Below are 13,778 nucleotides of genomic sequence, written 5' to 3'. Positions count from 1 at the left end.
GACTTGATGAACTTCACCGTCGCCATCGTTGGGCGCCCCAATGTCGGCAAATCCACACTTTTCAACCGTCTGGTTGGCAAGAAGCTGGCTCTTGTCGACGATACGCCGGGCGTTACCCGCGACCGGCGGCCGGGCGACGCCAAGCTCGTGGACCTGCGCTTCACGATCATCGACACCGCCGGCCTCGAGCAGTCGGGGCCTGAGACCCTGCAGGGGCGCATGTGGGCGCAGACGGAAGCGGCGATCGCAGAGGCGGACCTGACGCTCTTCGTCGTCGATGCCAAGCATGGGCTGACCCCGGCCGACGAGACGCTCGGCGAAATGCTGCGCCGTCGTGGCAAGCCGGTCGTGCTGGTTGCCAACAAGTCCGAAGCCAAGGGCTCGGACGGCGGGTATTACGACGCTTTCACATTGGGCCTCGGTGAGCCGGTTGCGATTTCGGCAGAGCATGGCCAGGGCATGATCGACCTGCGCGACGCGATCGTCGAAGCGCTCGGCGAAGATCGCGCTTTCCCGCCGGAAATCGACGAGGCCGAGACCGATGTCGATCTTCGCGGTGAGCAAGGAGCGGAAGAAGACGAAGAATTCGAGCCGGAATATGACGACACCAAGCCTTTGCGGGTGGCGATCATCGGCCGTCCGAACGCCGGCAAGTCGACGCTCATCAACCGGTTCCTCGGCGAAGACCGCCTGCTGACCGGCCCGGAAGCCGGTATCACCCGCGACAGCATCTCCGTCGAGTGGGACTGGCGCGGCCGCACCATCAAGATGTTCGACACGGCCGGCATGCGCAAGAAGGCGCGGGTGCAGGAGAAGCTGGAAAAGCTCTCCGTCGCCGACAGCCTACGCTCCATCCGTTTTGCCGAAGCGGTCGTCATCGTCTTCGATGCGACCATCCCCTTTGAAAAGCAGGACCTGCAGCTCGTCGATCTCGTCGTCCGCGAAGGCCGCGCCGCAATCCTCGCCTTCAACAAGTGGGATCTGGTCGAGGACGCGCAGGCGCTGCTTGCCGATCTGCGCGAAAAGACAGAGCGCCTCCTGCCGCAGGCCCGCGGTATCCGCGCGGTGCCGATTTCCGGCCAGACGGGTTACGGCCTCGACAAGCTGATGCAGTCGATCATTGACACCGACAAGGTCTGGAACCGCCGCATCTCGACCGCGAAGCTCAACCGTTGGCTGGAGCATCAGCAGGTGCAGCATCCGCCGCCGGCCGTCTCCGGCCGTCGCCTGAAGCTGAAATACATGACGCAGGTCAAGGCCCGTCCGCCGGGCTTCATGATCTCCTGCACGCGGCCGGACGCCGTGCCGGAGAGCTATATCCGCTACCTGACCAACGGGCTGCGTAACGATTTCCAGATGCCCGGCGTGCCGATCCGCATCCATCTGAGGGCATCGGAAAACCCGTTCGAAAACCGCAAAAAGCGGTAGGTTTTCTGGCGTCAGCGATGGTGGCCGCGAATGGCGCTCGGGGCGAAGCCGAACCGGGCGCGAAACCGCATGGCAAACCGCGATTGCGATTCATAGCCGACCTCCTGGGCGATATGCAGGACCGGCAGATTCGTCGACTGCAGCAGTTGCATGGCGGCAGACATGCGCACATCGGCGAGCAGTGACTGGAAGGCCCAGCCTTCCGAGGCAAGCTTGCGCCGAAGCGTTGCTTCGCTAACACCGAGCGTTCGGCCGAGTTCTCTGCTGGACCAATCGCTTCCGGGGCTCGCGGCCAGAACATCCCTGATCCGCTGCGCAAATCCCGCCGGGCGGGATTGGCTGAAGCGGCCGCCCGAGAGATCGAGCCAGATCAACAGTTCCTTCAGCCGATGGACAGCAATCGCCTCGGGCAGGCTGTCCGGCTCGGCAATCGCTTGGGTTGCCCGATGATAGGCATCGAGAAATCCCTTTGCCGGAGCCTCAAGCGTCAGTGCCCTCTCGATCCGCGGTGTCATGCTTTTTGGCGAAGATTGGGCAAGCAGATCGGGATCGAAGGCGATCCACCGGGCCTGGTAGGCGCCGTCGGCGTCAGCCTCGTTGACGACATCAAACACCTGGTTCTGGCATAGCGCTACGGCGCCACCCGTCCTGATCGCCACTTCAAAATCGCCGCTACGCAGGATTTTCGTCCCGTGCTCGATAAGGATGATCACGGGCCGGTTGATGACGATATTGGAATATCGTAGCCGGTTGTGCTGGATGATGCGGGCGGCGGCACCGACGGAGGAACGGACAAAAATCCTGTGATCCGCCGGCACTGATGTCTCACCGGATTTCGGTGTTGCCGCGATGACGGGCGATGCGCCGGGCACGCCGGAATGCCGCAATCGGCTGTCACCGCGCGGCATATCCTCTTCGTTGCGAAAGGTGTCTTCGCTCATGCGTTCCTATCGGCTGCCCTTGGCTGATATGGTCGCGACCGCAAGCGTGTTCATGTTGCTGACGAAGCCGACGAGCGCCGGCGTGGCATCGTCCGGTACCGGCAACTTGTCGACGCCCAGCGCTTTCACCGTGATCGTATAGTCGTGCTCCGTGCCGTCGGGTGGGCAGGCACCGCCATATCCGGCAGCGCCGGTATCGGTCGGTGTCATGATCGCCCCTTCGGGCAATTTGCCCGCGTCGCTTCCGGCGCCGGCGGGCAGGGATGTCGCGCTTGCCGGGATGTTCACAACCACCCAGTGCCACCATCCCGATCCCGTCGGCGCATCCTTGTCATAAAGCGTTACCACGAAACTTTTGGTGCCTTCCGGCGCGTTCGACCATGAAATTTCCGGCGAAATGTTTCCGCCGGTGCAGCCCATGGCGTTCCAGAATTGTGCCTGCTCCACCTTGCCCGAGGCGAAGTCGCTGCTGGTCACCGTAAAGTCTGCCGCGAAAGCTGCGCCTGCAACCATGCTTACGCCTGCGAAAACCGCGGTTGCCATCGTTTTTTTTATCATCGTTCTATCCTTCGTCCTGACGATGAGCGCAGGATAGGGCGATAATTGGCGTCGATCGGTGCCGTTCGGATCGTTTTTGGCTCCGGACCGATCAAATGCCGAGCGCTCTCATGCGGCCGGCAGCTTGTCCCTGGCGACCAGGGCACCGTGATGCTGGATGACGGCCGCCGCCGTTGCAGCAGCGAACCGGGCGGCCGAAACCGGGTCGCCGTCAACGGCGTAGCGGGCGAGGAACGCGCCGTTGAAGCTGTCACCGGCGCTCGTCGTATCGACGATCTTCTCCGCTCTGGCCGAGGGGACGAACTCGGTTTTGCTGTCGCCGAAGCTCAAGGTCACGCCGTTCGGCCCATCCTTGACCACGATGTTTTCGACGCCGAGCCCCCGATACCGCTCGATCGTTGCGGCGATACCGGCGTCGCCGAAATGCACGGCTTCGTCGTCGAAGCTCGGCATGACGAGGCTGGAGGCGCGGGCGCCGGCAGAGATGGTTTCCAGCATCCGGGCCTTGTCGTCCCACAAGCGCGGCCGGATATTGGGATCGAAGACGACGAGCTTGCCGGCAGCCTTGGCGCGGCGCAGTTCTAAGAGCAGTGTCTCCGCGGCGTTCGGCACAAGGATCGCCAGGGTGATGCCGGAAAAGACGAGGATATCAGAGGCGTCGATCGCCCTACGCAGATGATCGGCATCGTCGGCGAGCGTTTTGGCGGCGGAAACGGAGCGCCAGTAGGAAAAGCTGCGTTCGCCGTCTTTCAGATGGATCATGTAGAGGCCGGGTGAACGTCCCTCGACGCGGCGGATATGGCCGATGCCGACGCCGGTCTTTTCGATGAAGGCCAGCATCTCGTCGGACACCATGTCGGTGCCGACCGCCGTGAAATAATCGACGGACCAGTCCTTGGGCAGGAAAGACCGGGCGTAATAGGCGGTGTTGAAGGTATCGCCGGCATAGCCCTTACGCAGGAGATCACCGTCGGCCTGCATCAGTTCCACCATGCATTCGCCGATCGAAAGCAGCCTGCCCGCCATGAAGGTTCCCCCGCTAGTCATGCCCTTTTGCGAAAGCCGAGATACGGCTTACCAGCGCGGAAGGCAAGCGGATGCCGTCCTCGCGTGCGCGGTTCAGGGCATCGAATTTCGATACGCCGGGAATATGGATGCCGTAGCCGGTTGATAGCCGCGTCAACTGCGCGTCGAGCCGGATTTCGAAGTCTTCGTCGAGCAGCGAGGGGGCGATGGCGACGACCGTGAGGCCGTTGCCGGGTGTCCTGTCGCCGCTCATGAAATCCGGCGCATCGAGCGACCAGTTGGCGCGGCTCAAACCCGCCGCCAGCACTTCGACCATCAGCGCGATATTGGCGCCGCGTGTTCCCCCGAAGGCGAGCATGGCGCCCTTCATTGCCTCTTTCGCGTCGGTGGTCGGTTGGCCGGCCGCATCGACGGCCCAGCCCGCCGGGATCCGCTCACCGCGGGCGGCTGCCTCGCGGATATTGACGAAAGCGGTGGCGCTGGAGGATTGATCGATGAGGAGCGGCGCACCATTCTTGCGGGGAGCTGCGAAGGCAAGCGGGTTGGTGCAATAGACCGGTTTTGCACCGCCGGACCCGGCGATCAGCGCCGGGCCGTTCGTTGCGGCGAGACCGGCAAGGCCGTGGGCCGCCAAGCGGAAGACGTAGTCGCCCAGTTCGCCGGAGGTGTAGCTGTTGGCTTGGGCGAAGAGCGCGATGCCGAAGGTCCTGGCCTTTTCGACAAGATTGTCGAAGGCGAGATCAAAGCCGAGTTGTGCGATACCGCCGTCGGCGTCCATGCGGATCAGGGCAGGAGTGGGGTCGGTTCGTTTTGGTTTTGCCTTTCCATTGATGCGTCCGGCGACGAGGCTCTCCAGATAGTCGACGAGATGGGAAAAGCCGACGGTCGATTTGCGCGCATCAGCGTCCACCGTCGCACGGGCGAGGGAGGCGGCCATGGCTGGACTTGCGCCGGCGCCAAGGAGGGCCACGACCGCGAATTCGCGCGCATCGCCAAGGCTGAACGTCACCATGTCTTCGGTCATTTGATCTCCAGTGCGGCCTTGCGGCCGTCATAGATGGCGTAGGGCGCCTGCCGAGGAGCCGCGCAGTCGCCAAGCAGCTCGTAGGAAATACCCAAGGCATCGAGATCGTGCGCCAGCCAGTCGGCGGCCTGGTTGGCGGTCGCGGTGACAAGGCAATCCGCCTCGATCGTCTGTTCCTTGCCGTCCAGGAACGAGATCAGGGTTGCGCCATTGCCGTGCCACTCCAGGACCGCCGTCTCGGTGACGAACCGCACGCCGAGCTTCGCAAGCGCACGGCGCAAGGGGAAATCGGCGGCGGTGCGCTGCAACTCCTTGGCCACCATTGCATCCGGTGTGACAATGGTGACCTCGTGTCCATCCTCGGCAAGTTTCCAGGCGGTGCCGCAACCCTTCCAGTTGCCGCCTTCATCCAGCACGATCACCCGATTGCCGGGCCGGACCTGCCGCGCCATCACGGCTTCGGCGGAAAAGACATTGCCGCGTTCGTATCCGGGCAGGCTTTCGATATGCGGCAAAGCGCGCTGAAAGCCCGTTTCCGGCGGCAGCGAGCCGGTCGCAAGCAGCACGACATCGGCCGCGAAATCCATGACATCGGGCGCTTCGAGATAGGTGTTTAGGCGACGATCGACGCCGAGCCTTTCCAGCTGCCGCTCATACCAGCCGATCAGGTCGGTGATCTGGGCGCGGCGCGGCTGCAGGCCTGCCAACCGGAAATGACCGCCAAGGCGGTCGGAGGCTTCGGCGAGCGTGACATGATGTCCAAGCTCCGCCGATGCACGCGCCGCCTCAAGGCCAGCCGGGCCACCGCCGACAACGAGCACCCTGCGGGGCGTATCCGTCTTTTGAAAGCGATCGCCGCCCCATTCGAATTCACGACCGGCGGAAGGGTTGATCAGGCAGCTGATCCAGTAGTCGCGCGACCGCCGGCCCCAGCACATCTGGTTGCAGGAAAGACAGCCGCGTATATCCTCCGCCCGGCCTTCCTTCGCCTTGTTGACGAGATGCGGATCGGCGATCTGGCCGCGCACGATGGACACGAGATCGGCCTGGCCTTCGCCGAGAACGGTCTCGGCATTTTCCGGCGTGCGGACATGGCTTTCGGCGGTCACCAGACAGTTCTTCACCACGGCTTTCAGGCGTGCGGCCAGATCGACGCCGAGTTTCTCGGGATAGAGCACGGTCGGGATGATCTTGTAGAAATCGAAATAACTGCCCGAGCCGCAGGTGACGTAATCCATCAGTTTTTCAGCGTCGTGCATTGCGACGATTTCGGCAAGGTCCGGTTTCTGCAGCGCCACGTCGACGTCCGGTTCGTCGTTGACGGCAAGGCCGATGATGAAATCCTCGCCGCAGGTCTCGCGGATGCGCTTCAGGATTTCGCGGGAGAAGCGGGTGCGGTTTTCCAGCGAGCCGCCCCATTTATCCTCGCGCCGGTTCGACCACGGCGTCCAGAACTGGTCGGTGAGGCCATGATAGGCCGCCCAAACCTCGACACCGTCGAAACCGGCCTCGCGACAGCGCCGCGCGGCTTGAACGAAGGCGTCGATGGTTTCGAGGATTTCCGCCTCGCTCATCTCATGGCTGCCGTCGCTGTCGTGGTAGCTCGGCTTGCCCGAGGGCGACCAGTGCGGATGATAGGAATTGTCGGAATCGCCGTGGCTGCCGATGTGATAGAGTTGCTGGATCGCCACGGCCCCATGCGCCTTGATGGCATCGGCAACCCTTCTGAAATGCGGAATGACGCTGTCGTCGCAGGGACGGAAATTTCCGCGCGTCAGGATCGTTGCCGGATGTACCGGCATCGGCTCGACCACGATCATCGCAGCGCCACCCATCGCCCGCTCGGCGTAATAACCGATATGACGCGCGCCGGGCAGGCCGTCTTCAGCCATGTTGGCCGTGTGGGCGCCGAAGACGATCCGGTTGCGCAGCGTCTTGTGGCGCAGGCGGATGGGCGAAAAGGTCTTGGGGAACTGGCGCTGCACTGGCTTCTCCGCAGGTCGTGGCTGGCAGAATAGTCAGGTCATCATCATTTTTGCATCGGCAGCCGTCAATCTCCGGAAACGACGGGGAAGGCCGTTTACTCGCTCTTGTGGCGACGATACATCTTGGGCTGCATATCCCTGTGATCGCGGAGTTTTTTGATGGCATCTCCCTTGAAATCCAATGCCGATTGGTGGCGCGGCGCCGTGATCTATCAGGTCTATCCGCGCTCCTTCCAGGACACCAAGGGCGATGGGGCTGGTGATCTGAAAGGGGTGACGCAGAGGCTGCCCTACATCGCCAGCCTCGGCGTCGATGCCATCTGGCTGTCGCCGTTCTTCACCTCGCCGATGGCCGACATGGGCTATGACGTGTCGGACTATTGCGATGTCGATCCGATGTTCGGCACGCTTGCCGATTTCGACGCGATGCTGACGACGGCGCATGAGCTCGGCATCAAGGTCATCATCGACCAGGTGATCTCGCACACTTCCGACCAGCATCCCTGGTTCAAGGAAAGCCGTTCGGATCGGACCAACCCCAAGGCCGACTGGTATGTCTGGGCCGATCCGAAGCCGGACGGCACCGCGCCGAACAACTGGCTGTCGATCTTCGGCGGCCCGGCCTGGGAATGGGATGGCGTGCGCAAGCAGTATTACATGCACAATTTTTTGGGTTCGCAGCCCGATCTCAATTTTCACAATCCGGATGTTCAGGAAGCCTTGCTGGAAACCGTCCGCTTCTGGCTGAAGCGCGGCGTCGACGGTTTCCGGCTCGACACGGTGAATTTCTATTTCCACGACAAGGAACTGCGGGACAATCCGCCACTGGTTTATGACGAAGATGCGATCGGGCTGGATGCGCCCGACGTCAATCCCTATGGCATGCAGAACCACCTCTACGACAAGACGCAGCCGGAAAACATCGGCTTCCTGCAGCGCTTTCGTGCCCTGCTCGACGAGTTCGGCGGGCGGGCATCGGTTGGCGAGGTGGGCGATGGCGCTCGCTCGTTGAAGACGGTAGCGGCCTATACCGGCGGTGGCGACAAGCTCAACATGTGCTACACCTTCGACCTGCTCGGTCCGGATTTCACAGCCACCCATATCCGCCGCTGCGTCGCCGCGTTTCAGGATGCGGTCACCGATGGCTGGGTCTGCTGGGCCTTTTCCAACCATGATGTCACTCGCCATGTCAGCCGTTTCGCGCAGACCGAGGAGGAACGCGAGCGGGTGGCCAAGCTGGCGATCTCCGTTCTTGCCGCCCTGCGCGGCTCGATCTGCCTCTATCAGGGTGAGGAACTGGCTCTGCCGGAGGCCGAACTCGAACTGGCGGACCTGCGCGACCCCTACGGCATCCGCTTCTGGCCGGCCTTCAAGGGCCGCGACGGGTGCCGCACACCGATGGTCTGGGAGAAGGAGACGCCCCATGCCGGGTTTTCGACCGCCAAGCCCTGGTTGCCGGTTCCGGACGTTCACCGGGCTTTGGCTGTGGACCTGCAGGAGAGCGTGACGGATTCGGTTCTCGCCCACTACCAGCAGACGCTCGACTTTCGAAAGAAGCAAGCGCCGCTTCTGGACGGCAGCATGACCTTCCTCGAAACCAATCAGGATATCCTGGCTTTCACGCGGGAAAAGGGCGGGGAAAAGCTACTGTTCGTTTTCAATCTGCGCCGCGGACCTCAGATTGTGAATCTGCCGAAAAGTGTGGCCCTTACCGAGGTTTTGCCGATGCCGGGGTTCGCACCGAAGGTGGACGGTGGCGAGATTTTGCTTGAGGCGCTGGATGTATTTTGTGGGCGGTTAGCCTGAAACCGAGGCTCACTACGAGCGTTTCATTCGCGATCTCCTTGCAAGCGGCCGTTACTCCAGTGCCAGCGAAATTATGCGCGATGGTCTGCGCGTGTTGGAAGAGCGAGAGCAATTTCGTGCTGCGAAACTACAGGCATTGAAGGCCGCGATCGATGAAGGTTTCGCAAGCGGTGAATCCGAGCCAATGGATATGGATGCCACAAAGGCAGAAGCACGTCTGGCCTCGGCGAAGTTTGTTCGTGGCGCTTGAAATCCACCGGCTGCCAAAGGCGAAGGCCGATCTGATAGAGATATGGCGTTACATTGCGCGTGACAATGAAGGCGCGGCGAAACGACTTTGACCGTTGTTCGCGTGCTAAGCGGCTTTCGCGATATCTCCGAAGATAGGATGCGTTAGCCGCCAAAGCCGTTCTCACCCAATCAGCACAAACTTGTCGACATCGACCAGTCCCATATCCGAAATCTTCAGGTGTGGAATGACCGGAAGCGGCAGGAACGCCAGTTGCAGGAACGGTTCCTGCAGCGTCGCCCCCAGCGCGAAGGCAGCCTCGCGCAGATGATGCAGCGTGTCGCGGACACTTTCATAGGGCTCAAGGCTCATCAACCCGGCGACGGGCAGTGCGATTTCGCCGGTCACATTGCCGTCCTCGACGACGACGAAGCCACCCTTGATCTCTCCGAGCCGGTTTGCCGCCAGCGCCATGTCGTCCTCGTTAACGCCGACGACGCAGATATTGTGGCTGTCATGTCCGACGGTCGAGGCGATCGCGCCCTTCTTCAGCCCGAACCCCTGGACGAAGCCGTTGGCATGGTTGCCATTGACGCCGTGGCGCTCGATGACGGCAACTTTGATGATATCGCGGCCGAGATCGACACCGGCTTGATTGCCCGATGCAGGCAGCTTGAAGCGCCGGTGCTCGGTGATGATCTTGCCCGGCAGCACCCCGATCACCGAAGTTTCGCCCTCGGCGTAGGGCACGCCGAAATCGGCGGCATTGACGTGGCCTGCCTTGACGCTGTCGAGCCCGACGGGAGCGACCGGGCGGCGGGTGGCGAACAACGCGTCGGTAACGAGACGGCCCGCAACGAAGACCTTTTCCGCCTTGCAGTTTTCGAGACTGTCGATGATCACGAGATCGGCGCGCCAGCCCGGCGCCACCAAGCCGCGATCTCTGAGACCGAAGGCGCGGGCGGCGGAAATCGAGGCGGCGCGGTAGACGGCCAGCGGCTCGACTCCCTTCGCGATCGCCTCGCGGATCATGTAGTCGAGATGGCCCTGCTCGGCGATGTCGAGCGGATTGCGGTCGTCTGTGCAGAGCGCCAGGAACGGTGACAGGCGTTCGGTGAGGATCGGCATCAGCGCGTGCAGATCTTTGGAGACCGAGCCTTCGCGTACCAGGATGTGCATGCCCTTGCGGATCTTTTCGAGCGCTTCCTCTGCCGTCGTGCATTCGTGGTCGGTGCGGATGCCGGTCGAGAGGTAACCGTTGAGGTCCATCCCGCGCAGCAGCGGTGCGTGCCCGTCGATATGGCCGCCCTGGAAAGCTTCGAGCTTGGCAAGGCAGACCGGGTCCTTGTGGATGACGCCGGGAAAATTCATGAATTCCGCAAGGCCGATGACCTTTTCGTGGTCGCGGAACGGCAGCAGCTTCTCGATCGGCAGGTTGGCGCCGGAGGTCTCCAGATGCGTCGCCGGCACGCAGCTCGAGAGCTGGACGCGAATATCCATGATCGTCTCAAGGGCCGAGTCGAGAAAGAACCGGATGCCCTCGGTGCCGAGCACGTTGGCGATCTCGTGCGGATCGCAGATCACCGTGGTCACGCCGTAGGGCAGCACGCAGCGGTCGAATTCATGCGGCGTGACGAGTGAGGATTCGATGTGCAGATGCGTGTCGATGAAGCCCGGCACAATGATCCTGCCGGAGATGTCGATTTCCGTGTTGCCTTTATATGTCCCGCAAGTCCCGACGATCCGGTCACCGCAGATGGCGATGTCGGACGAAACAAGCTCACCCGTCACCAGATCTAAGAAGCGACCGCCCTTGAGCACGACATCGGCAGGCGCGCGGCCCGTGCCTTGATCGATCAGCTTTTCAAGTTTTTCGCTCATGGTGGTCCTGCCTCTTCAATGCCTTGCCGCGGATTGGCTTACTGCCAGCATAGCTGCTGGTGATCGACATTGCATAGCAGACTGCAACAAATTGGTGCTTGTGTCTGTGGACTGCGTGGGCCGTTGACCAAAAAGAAATCGGGCGCCGAAGCGCCCGATCCCGTTGATGGCCATTCCATTCATTCGGCGGCGACGATCTTGCCGTCTTCCCATTTGTAAAGCGAGAAGCTCTGCGAGGTCAGGTCGCCGGTCTCGCCATAGGTGAGGTTGCCGATGGCGGTGGTGATCGGCTCGCCGGTCTTCAGGGCAGTTGCCACGGCTGCCGCGTCCTCGGCACTTCCGGCCTTCTCGATGCCGGCCTTGATCACTTCAACGGCGGCATAGGCGTTGAGGGTGAAGGCTTCGGCCGGAATCTTTGCCGCCTCGAGAGCGGCCACGGCTGTCTTCGAATTCTCGCTCTTCAGCGCGTCCGCGGCGTTGGTGAACACGGTTCCGGCAGCCGCGTCAGTACCGATGCTCCAGAATTCGCTGTTGGAGAGGCCGTCACCGCCGATGATCTGGATGTCGGCCGAGATATCATGAAGCTGGCGTACCAGCAGGCCAGCTTCGGGGTGATAGCCGCCGAAATAGAGCACATCGACCTTCTCCGCCTTGAGGCGGGTGGTGAGCGCGCTCAGATCCTTCTCGCCGGGCGTCAGCGCGTCGTTGAAGACCTCCGTGACACCGCCGGCGTTCAGCGTTGCCTTGAAGGCATCGGCGAGGCCCTTGCCGTAGGCGCCCTTGTCGTTGAGGATGCCGATGCGCTTGTCCTTGAACTGCTTCAGCACATAGGCCGCCGCCACTTCGGCCTGCTGGTCGTCGCGGCCGCAGGTGCGCAGGATGGTGGTCAGGCCACGTTTCGTCAGGTCCGGTGTGGTTGCCGTCGGGGTGACCATCAGGATGCCGTTTTCAGCGAGAACGTCGGATGCCGGCATGGCAACGCCGGAGGTAACCGGGCCGACGACGAAGCGGATGCCTTCCGCGATAACCTGGTTCGCGGCCGAAACACCCTGTTTCGGTTCGCCGGCGTCGTCTGCCAACTTCAGCACAACCTGCTCGCCCAGAATGCCGCCGTTCTTGTTGATCTGGTCGACCGCAACCTGCGCGCCGTTCTTCACCTGGTCTCCATAGGCCGCGACCGGCCCGGTCAGCGGGGCGATCAGCCCGATCACGATCTCGGCATGGGCGAGCGTCGCGAAGGCCAGCGTGGCGACGAGGGTGGCGCCCGTCAGTGTCTTGAAATTCATCTTGCTTCTCCTTGGATGGGTTGCTTCCCCGCGTGCCGGCACAATCGCCATTCTTCGACGGAGAGGCCTGATGCCGATCCGCCGAAAGCAAGTCGAGCCCATTGGGTTTCCGTCTCTGGCGGACGGGTAGACTCCAATAATCTAGCGTTTAGGAACCGGTAGACAATTTCGCAAGGTGGATTTTTGAGCAAGTGCGTTGAATTTATTCAACAGTCGCGCAGAAACGGGCCAGAACGTTGGTTCCGGCCCGTTTTTTAACATAAGAAATGACTAAATATTGTTCAGTCAGATGTTGGACTGCAATACCTTGCGGATACCGTCGATCAACTCGTCGATCTGCGCCTTCGTGATGATCAGCGGTGGCGACAGGGCGATGATGTCGCCGGTGGTGCGGATCAGGTAGCCGCTTTCATAGGCCTTGAGGAAGGCCGAAAAGGCGCGCTTGGTCGGTTCGCCGGCGATCGGCTGCAGTTCGATCGCGCCGATCAGGCCGATATTGCGGATGTCGATGACGTGCGGGCAGTCCTTCAGCGAATGCAGAGCGTCGGCCCAGTAGGAAGCAAGCTCTGCACCGCGGGTGAGCAAGCCTTCGTCGCGATAGGTGTCGAGCGTGCCGAGGGCCGCGGCGCAGGCAATCGGGTTGCCGGAATAGGTGTAGCCGTGGAAGAACTCAATCATGTGCTCCGGGCCGCTCATGAAGGCGTCGTGGATTTCCGCAGTGACGAAGACCGCGCCCATCGGGATGACGCCGTTGGTCAGGCCCTTGGCGGTGACGATCATATCCGGCTTCACATCGAAATACTGGGCGGCGAACGGCGTGCCTAGGCGGCCATAGCCAGTGATGACTTCGTCGAAAATCAGAAGGATGCCATGCTTTGTACAGATGTCGCGCAGCTTCTGGAGATATCCCTTCGGCGGGATCAGCACGCCGGTGGAGCCTGCGACCGGCTCGACGATCACGGCGGCGATGGTCGAAGCGTCATGCAGCGTGACGATGCGTTCCAGTTCCGTGGCAAGATCGGCGCCGTGTTCCGGCTCGCCCTTGGTGAAGGCGTTCTTTTCCGGCAGATGGGTGTGCGGCATATGATCGACGCCGGTCAGAAGCGTGCCGAACATCTTGCGGTTGGAAACGATGCCGCCAACAGAGATGCCGCCGAAATTGACGCCGTGATAGCCGCGCTCGCGGCCGATCAGGCGGGTGCGCGAACCCTGGCCCTTCACCTTGTGATAGGCAAGCGCCACCTTCAGCGCCGTCTCGACCGATTCCGAGCCGGAATTGGTGTAAAGCACATGCTCCGTGCCGTCGGGGGCGATGTCGATCAGGCGGTTTGCCAGCTCGAAGGCCTTCGGATGGCCAAGCTGGAAGGCCGGTGCGTAGTCGAGCTCGCCCGCTTGCTGCTGAATGGCTTCGGTGATCTGCGGGCGGCAATGACCGGCATTCACGCACCAAAGTCCCGCGGTGCCGTCGAGCACCTGGCGTCCGTCATGGGTCGTGTAGTGCATGTCCTTCGCCTTGACGAACATGCGCGGCTCTTTCTTGTACTGCCGGTTGGCCGTGAACGGCATCCAGAAGGCGCGCAGATCGTTGGGTGTGGCGGTGAGGCGGTTCGACAT

The 13,778-nt window shown here is 62.1% G+C and carries 11 protein-coding genes; 3 read left to right on the top strand and 8 right to left on the bottom strand.

Translation table 11 applies throughout. The annotated features are described in order from the left end of the window. Positions 1 to 6: 6 nt before the first annotated feature. Positions 7 to 1,428, top strand: a complete 1,422-nt coding sequence (der, locus tag WI754_RS20090) for a ribosome biogenesis GTPase Der (RefSeq protein ID WP_349435208.1) — start codon at positions 7 to 9, stop codon at positions 1,426 to 1,428. 11 nt (positions 1,429 to 1,439) lie between these two features. Here der and WI754_RS20085 read toward each other — a convergent pair whose 3' ends face one another. From WI754_RS20085 to WI754_RS20065, 5 genes are all read right to left on the bottom strand, one after another. Then, a complete protein-coding gene (locus tag WI754_RS20085) occupies positions 1,440 to 2,369 on the bottom strand; it encodes an AraC family transcriptional regulator (RefSeq protein WP_349435207.1) in 930 nt (309 codons plus the stop codon). Positions 2,370 to 2,375: 6 nt separating this feature from the next. Continuing rightward, positions 2,376 to 2,912, bottom strand: coding sequence for a YbhB/YbcL family Raf kinase inhibitor-like protein (locus WI754_RS20080; RefSeq protein ID WP_349437889.1), 537 nt, complete (start codon positions 2,910 to 2,912; stop codon positions 2,376 to 2,378). A 123-nt stretch (positions 2,913 to 3,035) separates the two neighbouring features. Next, positions 3,036 to 3,953, bottom strand: a complete 918-nt coding sequence (locus WI754_RS20075; RefSeq protein ID WP_349435206.1) for a sugar kinase — start codon at positions 3,951 to 3,953, stop codon at positions 3,036 to 3,038. A 13-nt stretch (positions 3,954 to 3,966) separates the two neighbouring features. After that, complete coding sequence (locus WI754_RS20070; RefSeq protein WP_349435205.1) at positions 3,967 to 4,977, bottom strand: Ldh family oxidoreductase; 1,011 nt, start codon at positions 4,975 to 4,977, stop codon at positions 3,967 to 3,969. Continuing rightward, positions 4,974 to 6,962, bottom strand: a complete 1,989-nt coding sequence (locus WI754_RS20065; protein ID WP_349435204.1) for an FAD-dependent oxidoreductase — start codon at positions 6,960 to 6,962, stop codon at positions 4,974 to 4,976. Before WI754_RS20065 ends, WI754_RS20070 begins: the two co-directional genes overlap by 4 nt. Positions 6,963 to 7,121: 159 nt before the next feature. Between WI754_RS20065 and WI754_RS20060 the strand changes: the two genes are divergently transcribed. After that, a complete protein-coding gene (locus WI754_RS20060) occupies positions 7,122 to 8,768 on the top strand; it encodes an alpha-glucosidase family protein (protein ID WP_349435203.1) in 1,647 nt (548 codons plus the stop codon). 25 nt (positions 8,769 to 8,793) lie between these two features. Then, positions 8,794 to 9,018, top strand: coding sequence for a type II toxin-antitoxin system ParD family antitoxin (locus WI754_RS20055; RefSeq protein WP_349437888.1), 225 nt, complete (start codon positions 8,794 to 8,796; stop codon positions 9,016 to 9,018). A gap of 162 nt (positions 9,019 to 9,180) precedes the next feature. Here the strand turns inward: WI754_RS20055 and ade are convergent, their stop codons facing one another. From ade to WI754_RS20040, 3 genes are all read right to left on the bottom strand, one after another. Then, positions 9,181 to 10,878 (bottom strand): adenine deaminase, encoded by a 1,698-nt coding sequence (gene ade / locus WI754_RS20050; protein ID WP_349435202.1) that lies wholly within the window; start codon positions 10,876 to 10,878, stop codon positions 9,181 to 9,183. Positions 10,879 to 11,057: 179 nt separating this feature from the next. Continuing rightward, positions 11,058 to 12,164: a branched-chain amino acid ABC transporter substrate-binding protein gene (locus WI754_RS20045; RefSeq protein WP_349435201.1), complete on the bottom strand. Its 1,107-nt coding sequence runs from the start codon at positions 12,162 to 12,164 to the stop codon at positions 11,058 to 11,060. Between the two features lie 285 nt (positions 12,165 to 12,449). After that, the gene (locus tag WI754_RS20040; RefSeq protein ID WP_349435200.1) at positions 12,450 to 13,778 is read right to left on the bottom strand and encodes an aspartate aminotransferase family protein; all 1,329 of its coding nucleotides are present in this window, start codon (positions 13,776 to 13,778) and stop codon (positions 12,450 to 12,452) included.

This window comes from Pararhizobium sp. A13 (genome assembly GCF_040126305.1).
GTDB lineage: Bacteria > Pseudomonadota > Alphaproteobacteria > Rhizobiales > Rhizobiaceae > Pararhizobium.
This window is presented reverse-complemented; position numbering and strand designations above follow the sequence as displayed.

What these genes read in the sequence shown, in the direction of transcription:
- der (WP_349435208.1), top strand. Translation starts at nt 7, where the DNA reads ATGAACTTCACCGTCGCCATCGTTGGGCGCCCCAATGTCGGCAAATCC.
- WI754_RS20085 (WP_349435207.1), bottom strand. Translation starts at nt 2,369, where the DNA reads ATGAGCGAAGACACCTTTCGCAACGAAGAGGATATGCCGCGCGGTGAC.
- WI754_RS20080 (WP_349437889.1), bottom strand. Translation starts at nt 2,912, where the DNA reads ATGGCAACCGCGGTTTTCGCAGGCGTAAGCATGGTTGCAGGCGCAGCT.
- WI754_RS20075 (WP_349435206.1), bottom strand. Translation starts at nt 3,953, where the DNA reads ATGGCGGGCAGGCTGCTTTCGATCGGCGAATGCATGGTGGAACTGATG.
- WI754_RS20070 (WP_349435205.1), bottom strand. Translation starts at nt 4,977, where the DNA reads ATGACCGAAGACATGGTGACGTTCAGCCTTGGCGATGCGCGCGAATTC.
- WI754_RS20060 (WP_349435203.1), top strand. Translation starts at nt 7,122, where the DNA reads ATGGCATCTCCCTTGAAATCCAATGCCGATTGGTGGCGCGGCGCCGTG.
- ade (WP_349435202.1), bottom strand. Translation starts at nt 10,878, where the DNA reads ATGAGCGAAAAACTTGAAAAGCTGATCGATCAAGGCACGGGCCGCGCG.
- WI754_RS20045 (WP_349435201.1), bottom strand. Translation starts at nt 12,164, where the DNA reads ATGAATTTCAAGACACTGACGGGCGCCACCCTCGTCGCCACGCTGGCC.
- WI754_RS20040 (WP_349435200.1), bottom strand. Translation starts at nt 13,778, where the DNA reads ATGTCGAACCGCCTCACCGCCACACCCAACGATCTGCGCGCCTTCTGG.